The following is a 26,591-nucleotide window of genomic DNA, read 5'->3' as shown; positions in this document are numbered from 1 at the left end:
ACACGAAATTACTGACAGGCCCTGACCTGCAAGGCTTCACGCGTCGGGATGTTTTGTCCGGTGTTGCGGGATTGGGAGTGAAGGCGTGCCGCGCGGTGCAATTTGCAGCACACGCGGCGCGCGGAGCTTTGCACTCCGCGCTTTGACTGTTGCTGGCGACGCTGTGGGCGCTGTTAGAGCGCCTCGCGGGTCACCAGGAACACTTGGTCTTCGCCCGCGCTGGTCGGCAGCCAGATCAGGTCGAGGTCGGGGAAGGCCGCCTCAACGTTCTCACGCTCGTTGCCGATTTCCACCACCAGCACGCCGTGCGGTTTCAGATGGCGCGGTGCGTCGGCCAGGATGCGGCGCACGATGTCCATGCCGTCGGTGCCGCCGGCCAGGGCCATGCGCGGTTCGGCGCGGTACTCGGGCGGCAATGCCTGCATCGAGGCTTCGTTCACATACGGCGGGTTAGTCAGGATCACGTCGTAGTGGACGCCTGCCGGCAGCGGGGCGTAGAGGTCGCCTTCATGCAGTCGGATGCGATTTTCCAGGCGGTAATCCTCGACGTTGCGATTGGCCACCACCAGTGCGTCCGGCGAGAGATCCACCGCGTCGATCGTCGCGTTGGGCCATTGCAGCGCAGCCAGGATCGCCAGACAGCCGGAGCCGGTGCACAGTTCCAGCACGTCGGTCGGGCCGTCTTCCTGGTCGATCCACGGTTCCAGGCCTTCTTCCAGCAATTCACCGATGAAGCTGCGCGGCACGATCACGCGCTCATCCACGTAGAAGCGCATGCCGTGCATGAACGCCTCGTGCGTGAGGTAGGCGGCGGGCACGCGGTCGACCGTGCGGCGCTCGATCACCTGCAGCACGGCGGCCACTTCCTCGGGCAGCAGGCGTGCGTCCAGGAACGGTTCCAGCGTGTCGATCGGCAGGTGCAGCGTGTGCAGGATCAGGTAGGCGGCTTCGTCGTAGGCATTCTCGCTGCCATGGCCGAAGACGAGGCTGGCGGCGGTGAAGCGCGACACGGCGTAGCGCAGCAGGTCGCGCACCGTGGTGAACGGGTGGGAAGCGGGCAGGGTAGGCGTGGTCATGTTCTTTTTCCGGGGGCTCAACGTTGTTGGGCGGCCAGCAGGTCGACGTAGGCAACGTCGAGCAGGTCGGTCTCGGCAATGCCGAGCGATTGCATCAGTTGGTGGGCGTTTTTTACGCCGTCGTCTTCGGATTGGTCATCGCGCAGCACGACTTCGAGTTCGACAAAATCGCCGAGGTTTTTCACCGCGTCGACATGGATGCGCGTCTGGCCAGCGAGGTAAAGCTGCCGTACTTTGATGACGCGGCCGGCGGTGCCGATGGCGGCGGCCAGCGTATCGCGCAAGGCGTCGGGCGCGGTAGTCGGCACGATGTGGTAGTTCGATACGCGCGGGCCGGCGCTGTTGGCGCGAAAGTAATGGATCAGCTCGCCGCGCTCGGGCGAGAACTGCCGCAGCTTCAGGCGCCCGTTGGCGCAGGCGAAGAACGTGTCGTCCTGATCGATGCGCTCGGGGCCGGAGTCTGCGATGGCGGCGGCGCGCTCAACCAGCGCTGCCACGTCGCGCACACGGGCCTTGATCTCGACGTTGCGGGCCATGCGGGGTGGCCTCAGGCGACGAGGGTTTCCAAGACGCGACGATACACGTTCTTCAGCGGCTCGATGAAGGCCACTTCCACGTGTTCGTCGATCTTGTGGATGCTCGCGTTCGGCGGGCCGAACTCGATCACCTGCGGGCAGATCTTGGCGATGAAGCGGCCGTCCGACGTGCCGCCCGTGGTCGACAGCTCGGTGGTCACGCCGCATTCGGCCTGGATGGCGGAAGATAGCGCTGCCGACAGGTCGCCGCGTTCGGTCAGGAAGGGCTCGCCGCCCAGTGTCCAGTCGAGTGTGTAGTCGAGGCCGTGCGCGTCGAGGATGCCGTGCACGCGCGCCTTCAGCCCGTCCGGCGTGCTGGCCGTCGAAAAGCGGAAGTTGAAGTCGATCGTCACGTGGCCCGGAATGATGTTCGTTGCGCCCGTGCCGCCATGGATGTTCGACATCTGCCACGTGGTCGGCGGGAAGTATTCGTTGCCGTCGTCCCACTTGGCGGCCGCCAGTTCGGCCAGCGCCGGTGCTGCCAGGTGGATCGGGTTCTTGGCCAGGTGCGGATAGGCGATGTGGCCCTGTACGCCGTTGACCGTGAGCTTGCCTGACAGCGAGCCGCGCCGCCCGTTCTTGACCATGTCGCCGAGCGTCGATACCGAAGTCGGCTCGCCGACCACGCAGTAGTCCAGGCGTTCGCCGCGCGCGCGCAGCAGGTCGCACACCTTGACCGTGCCGTCGTGCGCGGGGCCTTCCTCGTCGCTGGTGATGAGGAAGCCGATCGAGCCGGCGTGGTCCGGATGCTTGGTAACGAATTCTTCCGATGCCACCACGAAGCCGGCAATCGACGTCTTCATGTCAGCCGCGCCGCGCCCGTAGAGCTTGCCGTCACGGTGCGTCGGCTCGAACGGGTCGGAGTGCCATTGTTCGAGCGGGCCGGTAGGCACCACGTCGGTGTGGCCTGCGAAGACGAGCAGCTTGCCTTCGGTGCCGGCGCGGCCGCGCTTGACGGCCCACAGGTTGGTCACGCGAAAGTCGTCCGGGCCGCTGACCACGGTTTCGCATTGGAAGCCCGCAGCGGTCAGGCGTTCGATCAGCACGTCCTGGCAGCCCTTGTCTTCGGGCGTGACGGAGCGGCGGCGGATCAGGTCTTCAGTGAGGGCAAGCGTGGGCGACATGTCGGTCACGAGTGATGTTGTTATGCGTTAGAACAGAGTGGCGTATTGGTCGGCCGAAAAACCCACGTTGACGCTCTTGCCGTGCACCAGCACCGGCCGCTTGATCAGCGACGGGTTGGCTTGCATCAGCGCAATGGCGCCGGCTTCGTCTTCCGCGCGGGCCTTGTCGGCGTCGGACAGCGCGCGCCACGTGGTGCCCTTGCGATTGAGCAGCGTGGTGAGCGGCACATGCTTGAGCCAGCCGGCCAGCATGTCGGCGCTCACCCCCTGTTTCTTGAAATCGTGGAAGGTGTAGGCAATGCCGTTCGATTCGAGCCACGTACGGGCTTTCTTCACGGTGTCGCAGTTGGGGATGCCGTGTAGTGTGGTCATGGTGGGGTCAGTGTCGAAGGGCTTGCTGGGCGAAGACGAGGGCAACGACAGCCAGCGCAAAGCCGACGGAAGCCAGCCACGTCATGCGCTTGAGGCGACGCTCCAGCCGCGCGGCTTCGTCGCGCAGGGCATCGATGGTGATGGCGTGCTGCTCGGCCAGCAGCTTGACGGATTCGGCCTGCTGCAGGATCGCCGCTTCCAGCTCGGCGATGCGTGTACTCGGGTCGGTCGCGGCACCTTCTGCGCGGACAGGTTCACTATCGCCGGTGCCGGCTTTCTTGCGGTTCTTGAACTTGTCGATGGTCTTGTTCGCCTGCTCCAGGATGGTGGGCAGCAGAGACAAGACGGTACCGATGGTATTCGGATCAAGACCCATGATGCGTTGGCGCAGCTTTCCAAAACGGGTGCCGGAGGCGTTTGGTTCGGGCATCGCTGCGCTTCAAGTGGTTGGCATGCCCGTGAGACTAACAGGCATGCCCACCGTTCCGGCTTAGTCGGCGCCGCGCAGCAGCTCGTTGATGCCGGTCTTGGCGCGCGTCTGCGCGTCGACCTTCTTGACGATCACGGCGCAGTACAGGCTGTACTTGCCGTCCTTGGACGGCAGGTTGCCCGGCACCACCACCGAGCCGGCCGGCACGCGGCCGTAATGCACTTCACCGGTTTCGCGGTCGTAGATCTTGGTCGATTGGCCCAGGTACACGCCCATCGAGATCACCGAGTTTTCTTCGACGATCACGCCTTCCACCACTTCCGAGCGCGCACCGATGAAGCAGTTGTCTTCGATGATGACCGGGTTGGCCTGCAGCGGCTCCAGCACGCCGCCGATGCCAACGCCACCCGACAGGTGAACGTTCTTGCCGATCTGCGCGCACGAGCCGACGGTGGCCCAGGTGTCGACCATCGTGCCTTCGTCCACGTAGGCGCCGATGTTCACGTACGACGGCATCAGCACGGCGTTCTTGCCGATGAACGAGCCACGGCGTGCCACGGCCGGCGGCACCACGCGGAAACCGCCACGGGCGAAGTCTTCTGCCGTGTAGTTGGCGAACTTGCTCGGCACCTTGTCATAGAACTGCGTGAAGCCGCCGGCGGCCATCGGCGCGTTGTCTTCCAGGCGGAACGACAGCAGCACGGCCTTCTTGATCCACTGATTGACGATCCACTCGCCGTCCTTCTTCTCGGCCACGCGCAGCGCGCCCTGATCGAGCTGGCCGATCACGTTGGCCACAGCATCACGGACATTGGCCGGAGCGGCCTTGGGCGACAGGTTGGCGCGGTCTTCCCACGCTTGTTCGATCAGGGATTGCAGTTGTTGCGTCATGGCGGTGTTGGCTCTAGGAGAGATTCGAAAAAGGGTAAGAGGATCAGCGTTGCTGGCGGGACTCGACGCAGAATTCGACGATCCGGCGTGCGCCTTCCAGGCATTCGTCCACGCCGGCCACCAGCGCGATGCGCACGTAGTCCTGGCCCGGGTTCGTACCATGCGCCTGGCGGGCGAGGTAGCTGCCCGGCAGCACGGCGACGTTCTTGGCAGCGAGCAACTGACGCGCGAATTCGGTGTCCGACAGGCCCGTGCGCTTGACGTTGGCCCACAGGTAGAAGGCCGCGTCGGGCAGGGCCACGTCCAGCACCTCGGCCAGCATCGGCGTGACCTGCTGGAACTTCTTGACGTACTGGGCGCGGTTGTCGCGCACGTGCGTCTCGTCATTCCACGCAGCGATGCTAGCGGATTGCACCGACGGGCTCATCGCGCTGCCGTGATACGTGCGATACAGCAGATACGCCTTCAGCAGCTTGGCGTCGCCCGCCACGAAGCCCGAGCGCATGCCCGGCACGTTGGAGCGCTTGGAGAGGCTGGAGAACATCACCAGCCGATCAAAGCCGCGGCCCAGTTGGTGCGCGGCCTGCAAGGCACCCAGCGGCGGGTTGGCCTCGTCGAAATAGATTTCGGAATAGCACTCGTCCGAGGCGATGACGAAACCGTATTCGTCGGACAGCGCAAAGAGTTGCTTCCAGTCTTCCAGCGTGAGCACGGCGCCGGTCGGGTTGCCGGGGCTGCACACGAAGACGAGCTGCACGTTGCGCCATTCTTCCGGCGTGATGGCGTCGTAGTCGGGCGCGTAGTTGCGTGCCGGATTGCTGTTGGCGAACAGCGGCTGCGCACCGGCCAGCAGGGCCGACCCTTCGTAAATTTGGTAGAACGGGTTCGGGCACAGCACGCGCGCGCCGGGCTTGCTGCCGTCGATGACGGTCTGGGCGAAGGAGAACAGCGCCTCGCGCGAGCCGTTGACCGGGATGACTTCGGCAGCCGGGTCAACCTTCGGCAGGCCGTAGCGCCGCTCCAGCCATGCGGCGATGCACTGTCGCAGTGCATCGGAGCCAATCGTCGTGGGATAATTCGCCAGCCCGCCGAGCGCGGCCGTCAGCGCATCTTTCACCAGAGCCGGCGTGGGGTGCTTGGGCTCGCCGATGCCGAAGCTGATCGGCGTATGCGCCGGGCTGGGCGTCACGTCCTTGACGAGTGCTTTCAGTTTCTCGAACGGATATGGCTGCAGGGTGGACAGGCGCGGATTCACGGTGCTGGGCTGCGATATTGGACGGATCGGATGGGCAAGCAGGGCGCTTGGGCAGAGCCCGAAATTATACGGCCAACGTGGGTTGGCCGCCCCAAGACATTGCTGGATGCGGCGGCTCTCCGCCGCTTTTTGTTGGCCACATGACATCGATTGCTTCCTCGGCGGACACCGCCACCCACCACGAGCCGCAATGGGCCGCTACGTTATTCATTCTGCTGGGCGCCTCGGTGTGGGGGATTTCCTGGTATCCGTACCGCCTGCTTGCCGGCTGGGGGCTGGGCAGCATGCTGGCCTCATCGGTGACAGGCGCGGCGGCGGCCGTGCTGGCTGCCGTGGTGCTGCGCCGTCACTTTCATACGTTCCAGTGGTCGTGGCTGATTCCCGCGCTCGGGCTGGCGGCGGGCGTGACCAACGCCGGCTTCGTCTGGGGCACGGTGCACGGCACGGTGATGCGGGTGCTGCTTTTGTTCTATCTCACCCCGGTGTGGACCGCACTGCTTGCGCGCTTATGGCTGCACGAGCGGCTGGGTTGGCGCGGCGGTGTCTTGCTCGCGTTGGCGCTGTCCGGGGCTGTGCTGATGCTGTGGTCAGGCCAGGCCGGCACGCCGTGGCCTGGATCAGCGGCGGAATGGGCCGGGTTGATTGCCGGGCTGGCGTTTGCGTGCAACAACGTGCTCTCGCGCTTGGCTGGGCAACGGCATCCGGCCATGCGGCCGGAGATGCGCACCGTGGTTGTCTTTACCGGCTGCGCGCTGGTGGGCCTGCCGGCGGCGATTCTGCTGGATGGCGTGCAGGCAGTTCCCGCAGCGTTTGCACAAACCAATGCGTGGATGCTGCTGCTGGGCATGGCGTGCGTGCTGGTCGGCGGCAACGCAATGGTGCAGCGTGGTCTGCAACGGTTGCCGGCTAATCGCGCGGCATTGCTGATGCTGTTTGAGATCGTGGTAGCGGCGGTGTCGTCGGCGCTGCTGACGGCGGAGCGGTTGTCGGCGCAGGAGATGGCGGGGGGTGCCTGCATCATCCTGGCCGGTGCGTTATCGGGGCTGTCGCGCCGCAAGAGGTAGCGTTCGCCTGGGGAGCAAGAACCCATTGAGGAGTGTGCTGATGTTGCTTCGGTCGATTTCCATCGTGCTGGCTGCCATGTTGTCGATGGCCACCGTTTCCATCCATGCCGCGCCTGCCGACGACGGTCCGGTGTATGGCCCCCGGCTGGAGGGCTTCACGTATCCGGCACCGGTCAAGCTCTTCAAGTTCGAATCCCAGGGCAATGCGCTGGAAATGGCGTACCTGGACGTGCCGCCAGTGCAATCCGTGCCGCCGAACGGCCAAGTTGCCGTGTTGCTGCACGGCAAGAACTTCTGCGCCGCCACCTGGGAAGGCACGATCCAGGCGCTGACGGGCGCAGGCTACCGCGTGATTGCGCCCGACCAGATCGGCTTCTGCAAATCGAGCAAGCCGCACGCGTATCAGTATTCGTTCCAGCAACTGGCCAGCAACACGCACGCGCTGCTGGCGTCGCTGGGTATCGAGCGGGCCATCGTCATTGGCCACTCAACGGGCGGCATGCTGGCCACGCGCTACGCGCTGATGTACCCGAACGCGGTGTCGCGGCTGGTGATGATCAACCCGATCGGCCTGGAAGACTGGAAGGCCAAGGGCGTGCCCTCGATGACGGTCGATCAGTGGTTTGCGCGCGAGAAGCAGACCACCGCCGAGCGCATCCGTGCCTATGAGCAGTCCACGTACTACGCCGGCCAATGGCGTGCCGCCTATGAGCCCTGGGTGCAGATGCTGGCCGGTATGTATCGCGGCCCGGGGCGAGATCTCGTGGCGTGGAATTCCGCACTGCTGTACGACATGATTTACACGCAGCCTGTCGTCTACGAGTTTGGCCAAGTGCGCCCGTGGACGCTGCTGCTGATTGGCCAGAAGGACACCACGGCTATCGGCAAGGACATGGCCGCGCCTGAGATGCGCGCCCATCTGGGCAATTACCCAGAACTGGGCCGCGCCACCGTCAAGGCCATTCCGCGCGCAACGCTGGTGGAGTTTCCGGATGCAGGGCATGCGCCACAAATCCAGGATTCTGTTGCGCTGCACAAAGCGGTGCTGGAATGGCTGGCAAGCCCGGATGCCTCGCGTACGCGCCGGCCGGACTGATGCTCGGTGTCCGGAACGTGAAATTGCTTACAAATTCGCAGCAATTTGCCTTCTTGGGTGGCGAATTTCGTTCAAGTTTGTGCCGAATTGATTGGCTGGAGACCGGGTGCCGGATGGTATGATGGCGCCATTCGCGCCCCTGGCGTGCGCCTTGCCATCCCGCGCCATACGGCGCTTGTGTGATGGCAGGAGCGCATGCTCCGGGCGCCCGCTTTATCACTCTTACTGATCCCTTCGAGACGACCTCAACGTGCGCCTCTCCTCGATCAAGCTCGCAGGCTTCAAGTCCTTCGTCGATCCGACCAATTTCCACGTTCCGGGCCAGCTCGTCGGCATCGTCGGCCCGAACGGTTGCGGTAAATCCAACATCATCGATGCCGTGCGCTGGGTGCTCGGCGAATCACGCGCCGCGGAGCTTCGTGGCGAGTCGATGCAGGACGTCATCTTCAACGGCTCCACGCAGCGCAAGCCGGCTGGCCGCGCCAGCGTCGAACTGGTGTTCGACAATGCAGAAGGCCGCGCCGCCGGCCAATGGAGCCAGTACGCTGAAGTGGCCGTCAAGCGCGTCCTGAGCCGCGACGGCACCTCGTCGTACTTCATCAACAATCAGGCGGTGCGTCGCCGCGACATCCAGGACATCTTCCTCGGCACGGGCCTCGGGCCGCGCGCCTACGCCATCATCGGGCAGGGGATGATCTCGCGCATCATCGAGGCCAAGCCCGATGACATGCGCATCTTCCTGGAGGAAGCCGCAGGCGTATCCAAGTACAAGGAGCGCCGCCGCGAAACCGAAAACCGCCTGTCCGACACGCGCGAGAATCTGACCCGCGTGGAAGACATCCTGCGCGAGCTCGGCAACAACCTCGAAAAGCTCGAAGGCCAGGCTGAAGTCGCGCAGCGCTTCCAGACTCTGCAGGCCGACGGCGAAGAGAAGCAACATCTGCTGTGGCTGCTGCGCAAGCGCGAGGCGCAAGGCGAGCAAGAACGCCACCAACGCGCCATCATGCAGGCGCAGGTCGACCTCGAAGCGCAGACCGCCCAGTTGCGCCACATCGAAGCCGAACTCGAAACGATGCGCGCCGCGCATTACGCCTCGTCCGACGCGATGCATGCTGCGCAAGGCGCGCTGTACGAAGCCAACGCCGAAGTCAGCCGCCTAGAAGCCGAGATCCGTTATGTGGTGGAGTCGCGCAACCGCATCCAGCAGCAGATCGCCACGCTGAGCGCACAGCAGGATCAATGGCACACGCAGAGCGATCAGGCCCAGGCGGATCTTGCGACGGCCGAAGAAGAGCTCGCGATGGCCGAAGAGCGTGCCGCGCAGGCCGCCGAGGAAGTCGCGCGCAAGTCCGACGAACTGCCTGGCATGGAAGGGCAATGGCGCGACGCGCAGACGACGCTGAACGACCAGCGCGCTGCCATCCTGCAATCGGAGCAGGCGCTCAAACTTGAAGCTGCGCACCAGCGCAATGCCGATCAGGCCTTGCAGCAACTGGAACAGCGTCGCGAACGTCTGACGCAAGAAGCCAGCGGCCTCGACAAGCCCGACGACGTGCAACTTGAAACGCTGCGCGCCGAACTGGCCGAGCAGGAAGAGGTGCTGGCCGAAGCGCAGGCCGCGCTGGAAGACGCCGAGATGCAACTGCCGCAGGCAGACGAAGCGCGTCGCGCCGCACAGGACCGCGTGCAGTCGGAAGCCGCCGCCATCGCCAATCTCGAAGCCCGTCTTGCCGCGCTCAAGCAACTGCAAGAGAACGTGCAGACCGACGGCAAGGTCCAGCCGTGGCTCGCCAAGCACGGACTGAGCGAGCTGCCGCGCTTTTGGAAGAAGCTGCAGATCGAGCAGGGCTGGGAGCCTGCGCTGGAGGCTGTGCTGCGCGAGAAGCTTTCTGCGCTGGAAGTTTCCAACCTGGACTGGATCAAGGCCTTTGCCGCCGATGCGCCGCCCGCCAAGCTGGCGTTCTACGCGCCGCCGCCGGCCGCACGCCCGGTCGAGGCGCCGGCGGGGCTGCGTTCGCTGATGTCACTGGTGCAGGTGACGGAGCCGGGCATCCGCGCTGTGCTGCAGGACTGGCTGGCCGACGTTTATATCGCGGACGACATGCAGGCTGCGCTTACGGCGCGCCAGACACTGCCCGAGGGCGGCACATTCGTCGTCAAGGCCGGGCATCTGATTGGCCGTTCGTCGGTGCAGTTGTATGCGCCCGACTCCGAGCAGGCCGGCATGCTGGCCCGTGCCCAGGAAATCGAGAACCTGCACAAGCAGGTGCGTGCGCAGATGTTGCTGTCGGACGAAGCCAAGAGCACCGCCGTGCGCGCCGAGGCTGCCTACAGCCAAGCCAGCCAGACGCTCACGCAGGTGCGCGCGCGTGCCGAGCAGGCCACGCGCCGCGTGCACGTGCTGCAGATGGACGTGCTCAAGCTGTCGCAGGCGATGGAACGCTACAACGCCCGCAGCGGCCAGATTGACGGTGAGCTGGATGAGATTCGCGCGCAGATCGAAGAACAGCGCGCTATCCGTGCCGAATCAGAGGCCACGTTCGAGCAGCATGACGCGGCGCTTGCCGATATGCAGGCGCGCTTTGAAGACAACCAGCAGGCGTTCGAGACGCTCGAAGCGCGCCTGGGCGATGCCCGCAACGCGCTGCGTGAACTGGAGCGTGGCGCGCAGGAAGCGCACTTTGCCGAGCGTAATCTGCACAACCGCATCGCGGAGTTGAAGCGCAACATCCAGGTCGCGACCGATCAGGCTCAGCAGATCGTCCTGACGCTGGAAAACGCCCGTGCCGAACTCGAAACCATCAACGAGCAGACTGCCCATACCGGCCTGCAGGATGCGCTGGAACGCCGCGCCGAGAAGGAAGAAAAACTCGGCCTCGCTCGCACCGAGCTGGACGCGTTGTCTGCGCAACTGCGCACCTTCGATGAGCAACGCCTGACCGCCGAGCGTGCCCAGCAGCCGCTGCGCGACCGCATCACCGAATTGCAGTTGAAGGAGCAGGCCGCGCGCCTGAACCAGGAGCAGTTCTCCGAGCAGCTCACCGCCGCCAACGTGGACGAAGCCGCGCTGGCCGAACGCCTGACCGGCGACCTGAAACCGTCGTACCTGCAGGGCGAAGTCACGCGCATCAACAACGCGATCAATGCGCTGGGCCCGGTCAACATGGCCGCGCTGGACGAACTGGCCGCCGCGCGCGAGCGCAAGGGCTTCCTGGATGCACAGTCGGCGGATTTGACTGACGCCATCAACACGCTGGAAGACGCCATCCGCACGATCGACCAGGAAACACGCGCGTTGCTGCAAGGCACGTTCGACCAGGTCAACCACCATTTCGGCGAACTGTTCCCGACGCTGTTCGGCGGCGGCCAGGCCAAGCTGATCATGACCGGCGAAGAGATTCTCGACGCGGGCGTGCAGGTCATGGCGCAGCCGCCGGGCAAGAAGAACTCGACCATCCATTTGCTCTCGGGTGGTGAGAAGGCGCTGACCGCCATCGCGCTGGTGTTTGCGATGTTCCAGTTGAATCCGGCTCCGTTCTGCTTGCTGGATGAGGTGGACGCGCCGCTGGACGACGCTAATACCGAGCGCTACGCCAACATGGTCAAACGCATGTCCGACAAGACCCAATTTGTCTTTATTTCCCATAACAAGATTGCGATGGAAATGGCGCAACAGCTCATCGGTGTGACCATGCAGGAGCAGGGCGTGTCCCGGATCGTGGCGGTGGATATGGATGCCGCCCTGACCATGGCGGAGGCCGCGTAAATGCAAGACAACAACCTGGTCATGGCGCTGCTGGGCGCCGGCGTTGTCTTTGTACTGGTCATCGTCGTTTACAACCAGTGGCAGATCCGCAAGGCGCGCCGGCCCGAGGCCTACAACCCGTTGGCCGACGAAGCCTCGCGCGGCGAAGGCTGGACAGAAACAGAGCGTCACGAGCCGGCTCTGGGTGGTGAGCGCTCCGAGATCGGTCGTGTTGAGCCGCGCCTCGAACCCGGCCTTGCTCCGCAGTCACATGCGACATCCACCGGCAGCGCCGAAACCGAAGCCGGCGTGATCGGCGCCGAACTCACGCCCACCAGCGACGAGGCTGCACGGGAAGCCGCGGAGGCTCAAGAAGCGGAAGAGGCGGGCGAGCCCGCACCCGGTTCGCTGGAGCCGACCACCGGCGTGATCGATCCTCTCATCGACTGCATCGTTCCCCTGCACCCAGAGCGCGAGGTGTCGGGCGATCGCCTGCTGCCGGCGCTGGCCAAGCTGCGCCGCGCGGGCACCAAGCAGATCCACGTGGAAGGCCTGAACCCGGCCGCCAACGCATGGGAAGCCGTCCGTGCCGGCCAGCGCTATCTGGACCTGCAGGTGGCCGTGCAGTTGGCCAACCGCACTGGCCCCTTGAACGCGCTGGAGTTCTCCGAGTTCATCAACGCGATCGACCCGCTGTCGGAAGCGGCCGACGCGGTGCCCGAGCTGCCGGACATGAACGAGACCATCGCCAACGCGCGTGAGCTGGATGCCTTTGCGGCGGAATGCGACGTGCAGTTGGGCGTGAGTGTGATCTCTGACGGCGCGCCGTGGTCGGCAGCCTACGTGCAGACCGTGGCTACGCAGGATGGCCTCGTGCTCTCGCGCGATGGCACGCGCTTCACGCGTTTCCATGCCGGCGCCGATGGCGTGCAGCGCGCGCTGTTCACGCTGCAGTTTGGCGACACCAACTTCCTGCGCGACGATCTGACCGTCAAGGCCGGCCGGCAGATCACGCTGCTGCTGGACGTGCCGCTGGCCGAAGAAGCCGCCAAGCCGTTCAAGCTGGTCTGCGAATACGCCTATACGCTGTCGCAGCGCATGGGCGCGCAGGTGGCGGACGACAACCTGCGTCCGCTGACGGAGCAATCCTTCGTCGCCATCCAGAAGCATCTGCGGGTGCTGTACGACAAGCTCGAATCGCGCGGTATGCCCGCCGGTTCCAGCGCCGCAGTGCGCCTGTTCAGCCACTGACGCGATTCCTCGATTTCCCATGAGCAAGACCGCAGAACCCGCGTCCGGTGCATCCCCCCAGACGCGGGCAGAGTGGCTGCGCGCCACGCTGAACCGCTACGCCCACGAGTACTACGTGCTCGACCTGCCCAGCGTGCCGGACGCCGAATACGACCGGCTGTACCGTGAGTTGGAAGCGCTGGAAGCCAAACACCCCGAGCTGAAAACGCCGGACTCGCCGACGCTGCGGGTGGGCGGGGCGATCCTGCCAGAGTTCGCGCCCGTCAAACACGTGGTGCCGATGCTGTCGATCCGCACCGAGACTGATACGACGCCGGCCGGTGCCCGCGCTTTCGATGCCAGCGTGCGCCGCGAGCTGGGCCTGACCGATGCCGACTCGCCCGTCGAATACGCCGCCGAGCTGAAGTTCGACGGCCTCGCCATCAACCTGCGCTACGAGCGTGGCTACCTCGTGCAGGCCGCCACGCGCGGTGACGGCGAGACCGGCGAAGACGTCACGCAGAACATCCGCACGATCCGCCAGATCCCACTCGGGCTCACCCCGGTGGGCGAGCGCGTGCCCGACGTGCTGGAAGTGCGCGGCGAGGTCTACATGCGTCGTGACGATTTCGAAAAGCTGAATGCCCGGCAGCGCGAGCGCGGCGAGAAGACCTTCGTCAACCCACGCAACACCGCCGCGGGTGCCGTGCGCCAGCTCGACCCTAAGATAGCCGCTGAGCGCCCGCTGTCGTTCTTCGCGTATGGCCTCGGCGAGGTGGTCGGCTGGAGGCGCATGCCCGACACGCATTCCGCCATGCTTGATGCGCTGCAGGTGTTTGGCTTTCCGGTCAGCAAGGAGCGCGCAACCGTGCGGGGCGGCGATGGACTCGTTGAATTCCACGCCGGCATCGGCGCCAAGCGCGACCGCCTGCCGTTCGACATCGACGGCGTGGTCTACAAGGTCAATTCACTCGAATTGCAACGCGAACTGGGCTTCCGCACGCGAGAGCCGCGCTGGGCAGTGGCGCACAAGTATCCGGCGCAGGAAGCGCTGACCACGGTCGAGGCGATCGACGTGCAGGTTGGCCGTACCGGCGCCATCACGCCGGTGGCGCGGCTCGTGCCGGTGTTCGTCGGCGGCGTGACAGTCACCAATGCGACGCTGCACAACGAAGACGAAGTCCGTCGCAAGGACGTGCGCGTGGGCGACACCGTGATCGTGCGCCGCGCGGGAGACGTGATCCCCGAGGTGGTCAGTGTTGTGCTTGAGCGCCGCCCGATGATGGAGAAGCCCGGCCGCGATCTCTTCAGCGCGGAGCAGGTGCCGGAGCATGGGCCATACAAGCTGCCGAAGACCTGCCCGGTATGCGGCTCGCACGTCGTGCGCGAAGAGGGCGAGGCGGTGGCACGCTGCTCCGGAGGGCTGTTCTGCTCGGCGCAGCGCAAGGAGGCGATCCGCCATTTTGCCGGCCGCCGCATGATGGACATCGATGGCCTGGGCGAGCGCTACATCGACAACCTCGTCGAACTGGAGTACGTGCACGGCATCGCTGACCTGTACAAACTCAAGCTCGACGACTTTCTCGAAATGAAGCGCCGCGCCGACGAGCGCGACGGCGTGACACCTGAGACGGTCGCCGCCGGCAAGATCGCCACCAAGTGGGCGGAGAACCTGCTCGATGGCATCCAGGCCAGCAAGACGCCGCCGCTGGCGCGCTTCCTGTTTGCGCTGGGCATCCGCCACGTGGGGGAATCGACCGCCAAGACGCTGGCCGACTGGCTGGGCAGCCTTGCGGTTATTCGCCGGGCGCCGGCGCCGCTGCTGCTGGCGCTGCCCGATGTGGGCGCGATCGTGGCCGAAGCCATTGCCGACTTCTTTGCCGAGCCGAAGAACCAGCAGGCGCTGGACGCGTTGCTCCAAGCCGGCGTGCGCCCGCAGGGCGAGCATGCACCCAACACCAAATTGCGCGAGATGCTGGAGCCTGCGGCGCTGTACGCCACGCTCGGCGTGCCCAAGCTGACGGCCACGCGCGCCAGGCAACTGGCCGTGGCGGTGCCGACGCTCGCGCAACTGGCCACAGCGGACGCCGCGCAACTGGCTGGGTTGCCGGCCGATGTGTCCGCTGCGCTGCTCGAATGGCTGGGCGCCCATGACCACCGTGCGCAACTGGCACAACTTGATGCGCTGCGCGACGAGCTGCTCGCTGCCATGCCGGCCGAGGCTGCTGAAGAGGGCGTGCTTGCCGGCAAGACCGTCGTGCTGACCGGCACGCTGCCCAGCCTCACGCGCGACGAGGCTAAGGCGATGTTGGAAGCGGCGGGCGCCAAGGTTTCCGGCTCCGTGTCAAAGAAGACCGACTACGTGGTTGCCGGTGAAGAGGCCGGCAGCAAGCTCGCCAAAGCGGAGGAGCTTGGCGTGAAGGTTCTGAACGAAGCGGGTATGCTCGCGCTGTTACAGAGCTAGTCAGGAGGGTGTGGCGTGATTCGAGACATTCTGAAGATGGGCGACAGCCGCCTGCTGCGTGTGGCCAAACGCGTCGAGCGCTTCAATACGCCCGAGCTGACTGCCCTGATCGAAGACATGTTCGACACGATGGATGCCGCGCGCGGCGCCGGCCTGGCCGCTCCGCAGATCGGCGTGGACCTGCAGGTCGTGATCTTCGGGTTCGATCGCAACGAGCGCTATCCCGACGCGCCGGCGGTGCCCAAGACGGTGCTCATCAACCCGACCATCGAACCGCTCTCCGATGAGATGGAGGACGGGTGGGAGGGCTGCCTCTCGGTGCCCGGCTTGCGCGGCGTGGTGCCGCGCTACACGCGCCTGCGCTATACCGGCTTTGATCAGCACGGCCACGCCATCGACCGCATTGCCGAGGGCTTCCATGCGCGCGTCGTGCAGCATGAGTGCGATCACCTGCAGGGCGTGCTGTATCCCATGCGCGTGAAGGACTTTGCCCGCTTCGGGTTTACCGAAGTCCTCTTCCCAGAACTGCCCGCCAACCACGACGACTGATTGCGGGCATCGCGGCGAGCGGGGCGCTCCACCCGTCTGAGCGGGTGGACGCGGTGTCATCCACCACGGAGACGATATGAAGCGCGATGTGTCGACAAGCTGGCGGCGGCTGGCGCTTGGGCTGGCCTTGATGACCGTACTGGGGTTGGCGGCATGCGCAGGGCCGCAGAAACCGGAAGCGGCAACCACCACTACTCCGCCTGCTGTCGCGAAGCCTCAAGGGCCGGCCTGGCAGCGCGTGCATCTCGTGCATGGGAGTGATGCTGCAGGCGCCTACGACTTCCCGGTCTATGCCAACCATCGGCTGGACAGCGACCTGAGAGGCATCCGCGAGGTGGTTTTCGTACAGCACGGCCTGCAACGCAACGGTAATGACTACTACGCTGCCGGTGCCGATCTGCTCAAGGCCAGCGGCCGCAATCCGGACGAGATCCTGCTTGTTGCCCCGAATTTTCCGGGCACGCCGGACGCCGGCAAGGGATTCGACGGCATGCCGGTTTGGTCGGTCGACGGCTGGACCGGCGGCTTCAACGCCACCAACGCGCCGTACACGGGCTTGAGTTCGCTGCAGGTGCTCGACGACCTGATCGCCTACGTCACCGATCCGGCGCGCGCGCCCAATGTCAAGCGCGTGACGGTGGCCGGCCACTCGGGCGGCGGTCAGATCGTGCAGCGCTACGCCGTGCTCAATAACGTGGACGAAGGTATCCGCAAGCGCGGCATTGACCTGCGTTACGTCATCGCCAATCCGTCGTCGTATCTGTACTTCACGCCGGAACGCCCGCGCGGCAGGGGCTTCGCACTGTATGGCATCAATGTGTGCCCCGATTACGACCACTACAAATACGGCATGATCGACATCGTCCCGTATGCAGCGGGCACGAATGGCAAGACGCTCTTCAAGCGCTACGCACAGCGCCAGGTGACTTACCTGGTCGGCACGTACGACAACGATCCGAACCACCGCGTGCTCGACAAACTGTGCGGTGCCGAGGCCGAAGGCCCGACACGGCTGGATCGCGCACGCAACTACTGGCGCTACGAGCGCCACTTGGCTGGCCCGCGCAAGCGCATCAACCACCAGGCGCACGAAGTGATCGGCGTGGGGCACGACCAGGCGCGGATGTTCGGTTCGCGCTGCGGTGCGCAGGCCGTGTTTGGCATGCCGGCGTCGGCCAACACCACAGGTGCGGCCTGCCGGCCGCCGCAGCTTTGATGCGCTTTCGCTGCCCAGCCCCGCAGGCATAAAAAGCCGGTCAGCGCGATGTGCGTTGACCGGTTTTTCGTTTGGACTGGCGTTGCGTCAGAACTTCTCGAACGGCCCCAGAAAGCGCCACTGACCGACCGGCAGGTCGCCTAGCACGATGCGGCCCATGCGGATGCGCTTGAGGCCCACGACCTCCAGGCCCACCTGTTCGCACATGCGGCGGATCTGGCGTTTCTTGCCTTCGCGCAGCACGAAGCGCAATTGCTCCTCGTTCTGCCAGCTCACCTTCGCGTGCTTGAGTTCCTCGCCATCGAGCGACAGGCCGAAGCGCAGCTTCTCCAGCAGTTCTTCTGGGAAGACCTTGGAGATGTCGTGCTCAACCCGGCCTTGCGGCGAATCCCACACCACGCGTACGAGGTACTCCTTCTCGACCGTCGAATCCTCGCCGATCAGGTGGCGCGCCACGCGGCCATCCTGCGTCAGCACCAACAGGCCGGTGGAGTCGATATCGAGCCGGCCGGCCGGTGCCAACGCTTTGCGCTGCCACGGCGCGAAGCGCTTGCGCGTGGGGTCTTCCGCCCATTGGTTTTCCGGCACAAACAGCGCGGCGGCGGGCTGGTAGCCGTCTTCCGCCTGCCCTGACACATAGCCGACCGGCTTGTGCAGCAGTACAGTCACGCGTTCACCCTGCTCGGAGCGGGCGGCCTGATGGATCTCAATGATCGCGTCCGGCCGCACGCGCGAGCCCAGTTCGGTGACGGGTTCACCGTCCACCAGCACCCAGCCGCGCGGGATCCACTCATCGGCCTCGCGGCGCGAGCACAGGCCCAGCTCGGACATGCGCTTGGACAAGCGAACGAGCCCGCTCGATTCGGCTTGCTGCGTTTGGCGCGGCGCCTGCTCTTCGGCGCGGCGCGGTGCGCGCTCCTCGCGTTCAGCGCGTTGCGGACGCGCCGAGCGATCTTCGAAGCGACGCGGTGGCCGGTCGTTGTCGAAGCGACGCGGGGCGCGGTCATCCCCATAGCGACGCGGTGGCCGTTGCTCGTCGTCGAATCGACGGGGTGGGCGCTGGTCATCGCTGTAGCGACGTGGCGGGCGCTCGTCGTCAAGGCGACGCGGGGGACGTTGATCGTCGCCATACCGGCGAGGCGGGCGCTGGTCGCTATCCCGACGCTGAGCGCGCTGGTCGTCGCCGTAGCGGCGCGGGCGCTCTTCATCGAAGCGCCGAGGCGGTCGCCGATCGTCTCCAGACCTGCGCGGCGGGCGCTCGTCGTCAAAGCGGCGTGGCGGGCGATCTTCGAAACGGCGCGGTGGGCGTTCGTCGTCGAAGCGCCGGGGCGGTCGCCGATCGTCGCCGGACCTGCGTGGCGGGCGTTCGTCGTCAAAGCGGCGTGGCGGGCGATCTTCGAAACGGCGCGGCGGGCGCTCGTCGTCGAAGCGCCGGGGCGGTCGCTGATCGTCGCCGGACCTGCGTGGCGGGCGTTCGTCATCAAAGCGGCGCGGTGGGCGATCTTCGAAACGGCGCGGTGGGCGCTCGTCGTCGAATCGCCGGGGTGGTCGTTGATCGTCGCCAAACCTGCGCGGCGGGCGTTCGTCGTCGAAACGGCGTGGAGGACGATCTTCGTCGAAACGGCGCGGCGGACGGTCTTCAAAGCGCCGCGGGGCGCGCTGGTCGTCGCCGAACTTGCGCGGTGGGCGGTCACCCTGCATGCGGCGCGGTTTGGATTCGCGCGGCGGCTGACCGTCGTCATCGCGGCGTGGTGATCGCGGTTGTGTCGGCTTCTTGCCCGCGCCTTCCGCCGGGTTGGGGCGGCGTTGCGAGGGGCGCAGCGGCTGACGGTCACGGTTCAGGTCGGACGAGCGGAGTGGCTTGCCGGTGGATTTCACCGGGTTGCCCGTGTCGTCGCGGCGCACGCCGAGCGTGCTGCGTTTGCCCGGCCGGGTGGCGCGCTGGGTCGGGTCGCTGGCGCGACGCTTATCGTCGTCGCCCGGGAAGTCGTCGGAATCCGTAGTCATGAATCAAAACCGGTAAGGCTGGCGCTCAGATGGCGAGCGCATCGAGCAGCTCGCTTTCGAGTGCGAGCTGCAGTTTGGTGTCCTGGGTCAGGCGCGTGCCGTCGACCAGGAAAATGTCTTCCACGCGTTCGCCGAGCGTGTTGATGCGCGCGGTGTGCACCGATACGCGATGATGCGCGAGCACGCGGGCGATGGCATACAACAGGCCAGTGCGATCGGTGGCCGAGATGGACAGCAGGTAATACTGGCCGCGTTCATCAGGGCGCAGATCAACGCGCGGCTTGATTGGAAAACTGCGCGACTGGCGTGAGATGCGCCCGCGCGGCGGCTCGGGCAGGGCGGTCTCCAGCGCGATCTGCTCGGCCAGTTCATGCTCGACCAGCGTGATGATGTCGCGGTAGTGGCCGGGCTCCACCAGCCCGGTGCCGGGGTCGGCCACCTGGAAGGTGTCGAGCGCGTAGCCGTGCTTGGTGGTGTGGATCTTGGCGTCGAGAATCGTCAACCCCTTGCGCTCGAAGTAGCCGCAGATGCGCGCGAAGAGGTCTGGCCGGTCGGGGGAGTACACCGCCACCTGCAGCCCAACGCCGGCGGGCGAGATGCGCGCTCGCACGATTGGGATGGTGGTGTCGACGCGGTTGTAGAAGTGCCGCGTGAACCAGGCGATGTCGCGTGCGTCGTGACGCAGGAAAACGCCTACGTCGAGCTGTTTCCACAGTGCTTCGTGCGCGGTGTCGTCCAGGGCGGCCAGGCGCAGCAGGGCGCGTGCCTCCTCCTTGCGGCCTTCGAGCACGGCATGCGGGTCGGTGGTGGCGCCGCCCAGCACGCGCAGCGTCATTCGATACAGGTCTTCCAGCAGCTTGCCTTTCCAGGCATTCCACACCTTTGGGCTGGTGCCACGGATGTCGGCTACCGTCAGCAGATACAGCGCGGTCAGGCGTCGCTCGCTGCCGACCACGTCGGCAAACTGGCGGATGACCTCGGGGTCGCCCAGATCCTGCTTCTGCGCGACCTGGCTCATGGTCAGATGGTGCTCAACCAACCAGACGATCAGGTCGGCGTCTTCCTTGGCAATGCCGTGCTCCTTGCAGAAGCGCCGCGCATCGGACATGCCGAGCACGGAGTGATCGCCGCCGCGTCCCTTGGCGATGTCGTGGAACAGCGCCGCGACGGTCAGCCCCCACGGCTTGTCGAAATTCGCCATCAACTGGCTGCAGAACGGGAACTCGTGCGTGTGCTCGACGATGGCGAAGCGTCGGATGTTGCGCACCACCATCAGGATGTGCTGATCCACGGTGTAGACGTGGAACAGGTCATGCTGCATTTGCCCGACGATACGCCGGAAGTTGATCAGGTAGCGCCCCAGCACGCTGGTCTGGTTCATCAGCCGCAACGCGTGCGTGATGCCCTGCGGCTGTTGCAGGATCGACAGGAACAGTGCGCGGTTGGCGGGGTCGCCGCGCCATTTGGCGTCCATCAGCGTACGGGCGTTGTAGAGCGCGCGCAAGGTGCTGGCCGCCAGGCCCTTGACGCCGCGCGTCTGCTCGTACAGCAGGAAGGTCTCCAGGATGGCCGTCGGCTCGCGCTGGTACAGGTCGGGGTCGGCAATCTCCAGCATGCCTTGCCGCTCGACAAAGCGTTCATTGATCTTGCGCGTGATGCCCAGTTCGGTCGGGAACAGGCGCGCCTCGATGTTCTGCAGCACCACGGTGTTGAGCTGCGTGACCGCCTTGGCCGCCCAGTAGTAGCGGCGCATGAGCTGCTCGCTGGCGCGCTTGGCGGTGGTGGGGCGGTAACCGAAGGCTTCGGCCAGTTGCGTCTGCAGATCGAAGACGAGCACGTCCTGACGACGCCCGGCCAGCAGATGCAGGCGTGCGCGGATGGTCTTGAGCAGGCGCTCGTTACTGTTCAGCTCCTGCGCTTCGCGGCGCGTGAGCAGTCCATTGCCCAGCAGCTCATTCCAGCTCGAACCGAAACCTGCCGCGCGCGTCATCCATAGAATCACCTGCAGATCGCGCAGGCCGCCTGGGCTTTCCTTGCAGTTGGGTTCAAGCGAGTAGGGCGTGTCCTGGTATTTGGCATGCCGCTGGCGCATTTCCAGCAGCTTGGACTGGAAGAAGTCAGCCGCATCCAGATGACCTTGGTAGTACGTCTCGAAGGTGCGGTACAGGCCCTCGTCGCCGGTCAGCAGGCGCGCCTCCAGCAGCGACGTGCGCACCGTCACGTCCTGCTTCGCCTCGCTGATGCACTCGTCCACCGTGCGCACCGAGGAGCCGATGTCCAGGCCCATGTCCCAGCAGCGGCCGATGAAGGCTTCCAGGCGGGTTTCGAGTGTTTTATCGGCGGCGTGCGGCAGCAGCAGCAGGATGTCGACGTCGGAATGCGGGAACAGCTCGCCGCGCCCGTAACCGCCGACTGCGATCAACGCGCAGTCGGCGGGCATCTGCTCGTCCTGCCAGAGTTGCGCCAGCGCGCGATCCACCGCGCGGGCCAGCCGGGTGACCAGTTGTTGCACGTTGGCATGCTGGTCGAACTGCGCGAACAGGTGCGCGCGCTCGGCCTTCAGGGTGTCACGTGCAGAAACTTCGGGGTTGGCGGCGGCAGCGGTGTGCATGAATGGAGCGTGAATGAAACAGCGACCGGAACGGTCCGGTCGCTGCAAGCGTTGGGCCGGACGCTGCCGCTGCGGCGCCCTTGGGCGACACGTCGCCCGCCAGGATCAGGCCGTGGCCGGCGCGCCTTCGCGCACGAATTCAGGCGCCGGCGGTGTCAGCGCCGACACCGTCAGGACTTCGTAGCCAGTTTCCGTCACCAGGAGGGTGTGCTCCCACTGGGCCGACAGGCTGCGATCGCGCGTCTTGACGGTCCACTGGTCGGGCATGGTGCGGATATCGCGCTTGCCCGCGTTGATCATCGGTTCGATCGTGAAGATCATGCCGGCCTTGAGCTCCATGCCGGTGCCCGGGCGGCCGTAATGCAGGATCTGCGGGTCCTCGTGGAATTTCTTGCCGATGCCGTGACCGCAGTATTCGCGCACCACGCTGTAGCCGGAGGCCTCGGCGTGCTGCTGGATCACGTGGCCAATGTCGCCCAGGCGCGCGCCGGGACGCACCGCGGCGATGCCCTTCCACATGCACTCAAACGTCACCTGCGTCAGGCGTTTGGCCAGAATCGAGCCCTCGCCGACGATGAAGGTGCGGCTGGTATCGCCGTAATAGCCTTCCTTGGTGATGACGGTGATGTCCAGGTTGACGATGTCGCCGTTCTTGAGCGCCTTGTCGCCGGGAATGCCGTGGCAAATCACGTCGTTGACCGACGTGCAGACCGATGCGGGGAAGGGCGGGTAACCCGGCGGCGCATAGTTGAGCGGCGCGGGCACGGTGCCTTGCACGTCACGCATATAGGCGTGGCACAGCTCGTTCAGTTTGCCCGTGGTCATGCCCGGCTTCACGAACGGTGTGATGTAATCCAGGACTTCAGACGCAAGCCGGCAGGCCACGCGCATGTGCGCAATGTCTTCGGCGGTGTGGAGGGTGACGGCCATGCTGTGACTCTTTCTGCACGCAAGCGCACGAAGCGCCGCGTCGTTGCTAAAGAATGAATTATCGCACCAAAGCGACCCGGACGGGGATGTCGGGCGTCCGGCGCTGGCATCGGGCCGGACGCGCCCGGCGCTTGGAAGGTCTTGAGTCGATTGGGTTTTTGCCGCTATAATCGCTGGCTAAGCAGTTGCCGGCCGTGTGGCTGGCGGCGCTTGAAATCGCGAGCCGCTTCACCGCGGGTGTTCCTCGTATCGCATGCGAGGGATGTCTGAGGCGGCTTCAGACCTAACCCGACTGGAGAATTTCATGTCCGTGACCATGCGCGAAATGCTGGAAGCCGGTGTCCACTTTGGCCACCAGACCCGCTTCTGGAACCCCAAGATGGCCCCCTTCATCTTCGGCCATCGCAACAAGATTCACATCATCAACCTGGAAAAGACGCTGCCGATGTACCTGGACGCACTGAAGTATGTGCGCCAACTGGCAGCCAACCGGGGCACCATCCTGTTCGTCGGCACGAAGCGCCAATCGCGTGAGATCCTGGCTGAGGAAGCCGCTCGCGCCGGTATGCCGTACGTCGACAGCCGCTGGCTGGGCGGCATGCTGACCAACTTCAAGACGGTCAAGACCTCGATCAAGCGCCTGAAGGACATGGAAACCGCCAAGGAAGCCGGCGCGCTGGAGACCATGAGCAAGAAGGAAGCGCTGATGTTCGAGCGCGAGATGGACAAGCTGCAGAAGTCCATCGGCGGCATCAAGGACATGGGCGGCATTCCGGATGCCATCTTCGTGGTGGACGTCGGTTACCACAAGATCGCCGTGACCGAAGCTGCCAAGCTGGGCATTCCGGTGATCGGCGTGGTTGATACGAACCACTCGCCGGAAGGCATCGATTACGTCATTCCGGGCAATGACGATTCGAGCAAGGCTGTCGCACTGTATGTGCGCGGCGTGGCTGACGCGATCCTGGAAGGCCGCGCCAACGCGGTCCAGGAAGTGGTCGAGGCAGCTCGCGGCGGCGACGACTTCGTCGAAGTCCAAGAAGGCTAAAACACAAGAAGACGCGTGCCCGCCGCATTGCCGCGCGGGACACGCGTCAGGCCGTATCGGTGCATCGCTGCTGCACTGCACCGAAGCGAAAGGCCAGACAGGGGCGCGTAACAAACGCCCCTTTTTTTTGAAATTTGTCATGCGGATGTCCCGCGCGCGTCGTATTTCGTGGGGCGGCCGGATGAAAACCGGACGACAGGCCGGCGCGAAGCGAAGACGGATCCGCGCGCGACCGGACGACGATCTGAAACAAGGAGCATGAGAATGGCGGCAATTACCGCAAGCATGGTGGCAGAACTGCGCGCGAAGACCGACGCGCCGATGATGGAATGCAAGAAGGCTCTGACCGAAGCCGAAGGCAACCTGGAAAAGGCCGAAGAGATCCTGCGCGTGAAACTGGGCAACAAGGCTGGCAAGGCCGCTGCCCGCATTACCGCTGAAGGCGTGATCGCTTCCTTCATCGACGGCGCCACCGGCGCCCTGGTCGAAGTGAATTGCGAAACCGATTTCGTGTCGAAGAACGATGATTTCCTCGCCTTCGCCAACGACATCGCCAAGCTGGTCGCTACGCAAAACCCGGCTGACGTGGCAGCCCTGTCGGCCCTGTCGATCGGCGACGAAACGGTGGAAGCCGTGCGCACCCGACTGATCGGCAAGATCGGCGAGAACATGACGATTCGCCGCTTCAAGCGTTTCGAGGGTACCAAGCTGGCTTCGTACCTGCACGGCACCCGCATCGGCGTGATGGTGGCATTCGAGGGTGACGAAGTGGCCGCCAAGGACGTGGCGATGCACGCTGCGGCCATGAAGCCGGTGTCGCTGTCGGCTGATGAAGTGCCGGCCGAGCTGATCGCGAAGGAGCGCAGCATTGCCGAGCAGAAGGCTGCCGAATCGGGCAAGCCGGCCGAAATCGTTGCCAAGATGGTGGAAGGCAGCGTGCAGAAGTACCTGAAGGAAGTCTCGCTGCTGAACCAGTCGTTCGTGAAGAACGACAAGCAGACCGTCGAGCAGATGCTCAAGGCTGCCAACACGACCGTGAAGGGCTTCACGCTGTACGTCGTGGGCGAGGGCATCGAGAAGAAGCAGGACGACTTCGCTGCTGAAGTGGCAGCCCAGGTGGCTGCCGCCAAGCAACAGGCGTAATGCTGCATCGATTGTTTCCGATGGCGCGGCAATCGGCTCTCCGGCGCACGCCGGCAGAGCAACTTTTCGCCATCGGCGCGATCGTATAATGCTGAACAAACAGGGCACCGCAAGGTGCCCTGTTTGCAGGTGCAGCCTGCTTGCGCGGGCGTCGGCCGGCTGTCACGCCCGGACGGCTTCCGCGCAAGAAGGTTGCGGGATGAGCGAAGCCGCCGCTTCGCCTGTCGCAGCCGTCATTTCCCCCTTTCCTGTTGCCCGTACCAGGAATCGTCACGAGGATATCCATGCCTGCCTATAAGCGCGTTCTACTCAAACTTTCCGGCGAAGCCCTGATGGGCGACGATGCCTTCGGCATCAATCGCAGCACCATCGAAGGGATGGTCAATGACATTGCCGAAATCGTGAGGCTGGGCGTGCAGGTTGCAGTGGTGATCGGCGGTGGCAACATCTTCCGCGGCGTCGCGGGCGGTGCGGCCGGCATGGACCGCGCCACCGCAGACTACATGGGCATGCTGGCCACGATGATGAACGCATTGGCCCTGCAAGATGCCATGCGCCACGCCAACCTCGAAGGCCGCGTACAGTCGGCGCTGCGTCTGGACCAAGTTGTGGAGCCGTACATCCGCCCGCGCGCGATTCGCCAACTGGAAGAGGGCAAGATCGTCATCTTCGCGGCCGGCACCGGCAACCCGTTTTTCACCACTGACACGGCCGCCGCGTTGCGCGGCTCGGAAATTGGCGCTGAGATCGTGCTCAAGGCCACCAAAGTCGACGGTGTCTATACCGCCGATCCGAAGAAGGACCCGAGCGCCACCCGCTATACCACCATCACCTTCGACGAGGCCATCTCGCGCAACCTGCAGGTGATGGATGCGACCGCCTTCGCGCTGTGCCGCGACCAGAAGCTGCCGATCAAGGTGTTCTCGATCCAGAAGCCGGGCGCACTCAAGCGCGTGATCCTGGGGGAAGACGAGGGCACGCTGGTGCACGTCTGAGGACGGCGCGCACACTGTCTTTGCAGACCGCTGAGCCGACGCAAATGGCGTTGGTGAGCGGCTTCCATGTAAAATCGCCTATTGTCTTTTTGGTCCTGCCGGTGCTTGGTGCAATGTCTTGGGCGCACATCCGGCAAGGCCGCCGTTATCGTTCGGAGGAAGTATGAGCGTCGCCGATGTCAAGAAGAATACCGAGCAGAAAATGCAGAAGTCGATCGAGGCTCTCAAGACGGATTTGGCCAAGATCCGCACTGGGCGCGCCCACACCGGCCTGCTCGATCACGTGCAGGTCGACTACTACGGCTCGATGGTGCCGATCAGCCAAGTCGCCAATGTGACCTTGGTGGACGCACGCACGATCGGCGTGCAACCGTGGGAAAAGAAGATGGTGCAAGTCGTGGAGAAGGCCATCCGAGAAGCGGATCTGGGTCTGAACCCCGCCACCATGGGTGACATCATCCGCGTTCCGACGCCTCCGCTGACCGAAGAACGCCGCAAGGAGTTGACCAAGGTCGTCAAGGGCGAAGGCGAAGATGCCAAGGTCGCTGTGCGCAACCTGCGCCGCGATGCGAACGAACAGCTCAAAAAAATGGTCAAGGACAAGGCCATCTCGGAAGACGACGAGCGTCGCGGCGGTGACGAGGTCCAGAAGTTGACCGACAAGTTCGTCGCCGAGATCGACAAGCTGGTCGCCGAGAAAGACAAGGAAATCATGACGGTTTAAGGCCGTCTCCTGCGGCCGGTGCATGGTGTGCCGGCTGCGGGAAGCC

At 65.0% G+C, this 26,591-nt stretch carries 21 protein-coding genes; 11 read left to right on the top strand and 10 right to left on the bottom strand.

Features of this window, described 5'->3' with window-relative positions; translation table 11 throughout:
- Positions 1-173: 173 nt before the first annotated feature.
- The 7 genes from prmB to dapC are packed head-to-tail and all read right to left on the bottom strand — an operon-like array spanning position 174 to position 5,723.
- Positions 174-1,076: a 50S ribosomal protein L3 N(5)-glutamine methyltransferase gene (prmB, locus tag B4F51_RS14385; protein ID WP_296226580.1), complete on the bottom strand. Its 903-nt coding sequence runs from the start codon at positions 1,074-1,076 to the stop codon at positions 174-176.
- A 17-nt stretch (positions 1,077-1,093) separates the two neighbouring features.
- On the bottom strand, positions 1,094-1,612 hold the full coding sequence (locus B4F51_RS14380; RefSeq protein ID WP_296226579.1) for a class IV adenylate cyclase: 519 nt from the start codon (positions 1,610-1,612) through the stop codon (positions 1,094-1,096).
- Between the two features lie 11 nt (positions 1,613-1,623).
- Complete coding sequence (gene dapE, locus B4F51_RS14375) at positions 1,624-2,775, bottom strand: succinyl-diaminopimelate desuccinylase (protein WP_296226578.1); 1,152 nt, start codon at positions 2,773-2,775, stop codon at positions 1,624-1,626.
- Positions 2,776-2,802: 27 nt separating this feature from the next.
- A complete protein-coding gene (locus tag B4F51_RS14370) occupies positions 2,803-3,147 on the bottom strand; it encodes an arsenate reductase (protein WP_296226577.1) in 345 nt (114 codons plus the stop codon).
- A 7-nt stretch (positions 3,148-3,154) separates the two neighbouring features.
- Positions 3,155-3,577 carry a hypothetical protein gene (locus B4F51_RS14365; protein WP_296226576.1) on the bottom strand — a complete coding sequence of 141 codons (423 nt, stop codon included), beginning with the start codon at positions 3,575-3,577 and terminating at the stop codon, positions 3,155-3,157.
- Positions 3,578-3,637: 60 nt separating this feature from the next.
- On the bottom strand, positions 3,638-4,468 hold the full coding sequence (gene dapD / locus B4F51_RS14360) for a 2,3,4,5-tetrahydropyridine-2,6-dicarboxylate N-succinyltransferase (protein WP_296226575.1): 831 nt from the start codon (positions 4,466-4,468) through the stop codon (positions 3,638-3,640).
- A 43-nt stretch (positions 4,469-4,511) separates the two neighbouring features.
- Entirely contained in the window at positions 4,512-5,723 is a 1,212-nt protein-coding gene (gene dapC / locus B4F51_RS14355) for a succinyldiaminopimelate transaminase (protein WP_296226574.1), read from the bottom strand.
- 140 nt (positions 5,724-5,863) lie between these two features.
- Here dapC and B4F51_RS14350 point away from each other — a divergent pair, with 140 nt between their 5' ends.
- The 7 genes from B4F51_RS14350 (at position 5,864) to B4F51_RS14320 (ending at position 17,087) form a co-directional block, all read left to right on the top strand.
- On the top strand, positions 5,864-6,787 hold the full coding sequence (locus B4F51_RS14350) for a DMT family transporter (protein ID WP_296226573.1): 924 nt from the start codon (positions 5,864-5,866) through the stop codon (positions 6,785-6,787).
- Between the two features lie 40 nt (positions 6,788-6,827).
- Positions 6,828-7,883, top strand: a complete 1,056-nt coding sequence (locus B4F51_RS14345; protein ID WP_296226572.1) for an alpha/beta fold hydrolase — start codon at positions 6,828-6,830, stop codon at positions 7,881-7,883.
- 250 nt (positions 7,884-8,133) lie between these two features.
- Complete coding sequence (gene smc, locus B4F51_RS14340; RefSeq protein WP_296226571.1) at positions 8,134-11,649, top strand: chromosome segregation protein SMC; 3,516 nt, start codon at positions 8,134-8,136, stop codon at positions 11,647-11,649.
- A complete protein-coding gene (locus B4F51_RS14335) occupies positions 11,650-12,879 on the top strand; it encodes a cell division protein ZipA C-terminal FtsZ-binding domain-containing protein (RefSeq protein WP_296226570.1) in 1,230 nt (409 codons plus the stop codon).
- A gap of 19 nt (positions 12,880-12,898) precedes the next feature.
- Entirely contained in the window at positions 12,899-15,322 is a 2,424-nt protein-coding gene (gene ligA, locus B4F51_RS14330; protein ID WP_296226569.1) for an NAD-dependent DNA ligase LigA, read from the top strand.
- A 15-nt stretch (positions 15,323-15,337) separates the two neighbouring features.
- On the top strand, positions 15,338-15,871 hold the full coding sequence (gene def, locus B4F51_RS14325) for a peptide deformylase (RefSeq protein ID WP_296226568.1): 534 nt from the start codon (positions 15,338-15,340) through the stop codon (positions 15,869-15,871).
- Between the two features lie 76 nt (positions 15,872-15,947).
- The gene (locus B4F51_RS14320) at positions 15,948-17,087 is read left to right on the top strand and encodes an alpha/beta fold hydrolase (protein ID WP_296226566.1); all 1,140 of its coding nucleotides are present in this window, start codon (positions 15,948-15,950) and stop codon (positions 17,085-17,087) included.
- Positions 17,088-17,174: 87 nt separating this feature from the next.
- Here B4F51_RS14320 and B4F51_RS14315 read toward each other — a convergent pair whose 3' ends face one another.
- The 3 genes from B4F51_RS14315 to map all read right to left on the bottom strand — a co-directional run bounded on the left by B4F51_RS14315 (position 17,175) and on the right by map (position 22,635).
- The gene (locus B4F51_RS14315) at positions 17,175-19,094 is read right to left on the bottom strand and encodes a pseudouridine synthase (protein ID WP_296226564.1); all 1,920 of its coding nucleotides are present in this window, start codon (positions 19,092-19,094) and stop codon (positions 17,175-17,177) included.
- Positions 19,095-19,119: 25 nt separating this feature from the next.
- Positions 19,120-21,705 (bottom strand): [protein-PII] uridylyltransferase, encoded by a 2,586-nt coding sequence (locus B4F51_RS14310; protein ID WP_296226563.1) that lies wholly within the window; start codon positions 21,703-21,705, stop codon positions 19,120-19,122.
- A gap of 105 nt (positions 21,706-21,810) precedes the next feature.
- Positions 21,811-22,635 (bottom strand): type I methionyl aminopeptidase, encoded by an 825-nt coding sequence (gene map, locus B4F51_RS14305; protein WP_296226562.1) that lies wholly within the window; start codon positions 22,633-22,635, stop codon positions 21,811-21,813.
- Positions 22,636-22,939: 304 nt separating this feature from the next.
- On the opposite strand from map, the gene rpsB reads away from it, so the two are divergent.
- From rpsB to frr, 4 genes are all read left to right on the top strand, one after another.
- Complete coding sequence (gene rpsB / locus B4F51_RS14300; protein ID WP_296226560.1) at positions 22,940-23,683, top strand: 30S ribosomal protein S2; 744 nt, start codon at positions 22,940-22,942, stop codon at positions 23,681-23,683.
- A 264-nt stretch (positions 23,684-23,947) separates the two neighbouring features.
- Positions 23,948-24,826 (top strand): translation elongation factor Ts, encoded by an 879-nt coding sequence (gene tsf, locus B4F51_RS14295; RefSeq protein WP_296226558.1) that lies wholly within the window; start codon positions 23,948-23,950, stop codon positions 24,824-24,826.
- 284 nt (positions 24,827-25,110) lie between these two features.
- Positions 25,111-25,821: a UMP kinase gene (pyrH, locus tag B4F51_RS14290; protein ID WP_048932292.1), complete on the top strand. Its 711-nt coding sequence runs from the start codon at positions 25,111-25,113 to the stop codon at positions 25,819-25,821.
- 163 nt (positions 25,822-25,984) lie between these two features.
- A complete protein-coding gene (gene frr / locus B4F51_RS14285) occupies positions 25,985-26,545 on the top strand; it encodes a ribosome recycling factor (protein WP_296226557.1) in 561 nt (186 codons plus the stop codon).
- The last annotated feature ends 46 nt before the right edge of the window (positions 26,546-26,591 follow it).

It is taken from the genome of Ralstonia sp. UBA689 (assembly GCF_002298975.1).
In the GTDB taxonomy this organism is placed as follows: Bacteria; Pseudomonadota; Gammaproteobacteria; order Burkholderiales; family Burkholderiaceae; genus Ralstonia.
This window is presented reverse-complemented; position numbering and strand designations above follow the sequence as displayed.

Coding starts and splice junctions, on each gene's coding strand:
- B4F51_RS14350 (WP_296226573.1), top strand. CDS start 5,864: ATGACATCGATTGCTTCCTCGGCGGACACCGCCACCCACCACGAGCCG.
- ligA (WP_296226569.1), top strand. CDS start 12,899: ATGAGCAAGACCGCAGAACCCGCGTCCGGTGCATCCCCCCAGACGCGG.
- pyrH (WP_048932292.1), top strand. CDS start 25,111: ATGCCTGCCTATAAGCGCGTTCTACTCAAACTTTCCGGCGAAGCCCTG.
- prmB (WP_296226580.1), bottom strand. CDS start 1,076: ATGACCACGCCTACCCTGCCCGCTTCCCACCCGTTCACCACGGTGCGC.
- rpsB (WP_296226560.1), top strand. CDS start 22,940: ATGTCCGTGACCATGCGCGAAATGCTGGAAGCCGGTGTCCACTTTGGC.
- tsf (WP_296226558.1), top strand. CDS start 23,948: ATGGCGGCAATTACCGCAAGCATGGTGGCAGAACTGCGCGCGAAGACC.
- B4F51_RS14370 (WP_296226577.1), bottom strand. CDS start 3,147: ATGACCACACTACACGGCATCCCCAACTGCGACACCGTGAAGAAAGCC.
- B4F51_RS14320 (WP_296226566.1), top strand. CDS start 15,948: ATGAAGCGCGATGTGTCGACAAGCTGGCGGCGGCTGGCGCTTGGGCTG.
- frr (WP_296226557.1), top strand. CDS start 25,985: ATGAGCGTCGCCGATGTCAAGAAGAATACCGAGCAGAAAATGCAGAAG.
- dapE (WP_296226578.1), bottom strand. CDS start 2,775: ATGTCGCCCACGCTTGCCCTCACTGAAGACCTGATCCGCCGCCGCTCC.
- B4F51_RS14380 (WP_296226579.1), bottom strand. CDS start 1,612: ATGGCCCGCAACGTCGAGATCAAGGCCCGTGTGCGCGACGTGGCAGCG.
- B4F51_RS14310 (WP_296226563.1), bottom strand. CDS start 21,705: ATGCACACCGCTGCCGCCGCCAACCCCGAAGTTTCTGCACGTGACACC.
- B4F51_RS14335 (WP_296226570.1), top strand. CDS start 11,650: ATGCAAGACAACAACCTGGTCATGGCGCTGCTGGGCGCCGGCGTTGTC.
- dapD (WP_296226575.1), bottom strand. CDS start 4,468: ATGACGCAACAACTGCAATCCCTGATCGAACAAGCGTGGGAAGACCGC.
- B4F51_RS14315 (WP_296226564.1), bottom strand. CDS start 19,094: ATGACTACGGATTCCGACGACTTCCCGGGCGACGACGATAAGCGTCGC.
- map (WP_296226562.1), bottom strand. CDS start 22,635: ATGGCCGTCACCCTCCACACCGCCGAAGACATTGCGCACATGCGCGTG.
- B4F51_RS14345 (WP_296226572.1), top strand. CDS start 6,828: ATGTTGCTTCGGTCGATTTCCATCGTGCTGGCTGCCATGTTGTCGATG.
- B4F51_RS14365 (WP_296226576.1), bottom strand. CDS start 3,577: ATGCCCGAACCAAACGCCTCCGGCACCCGTTTTGGAAAGCTGCGCCAA.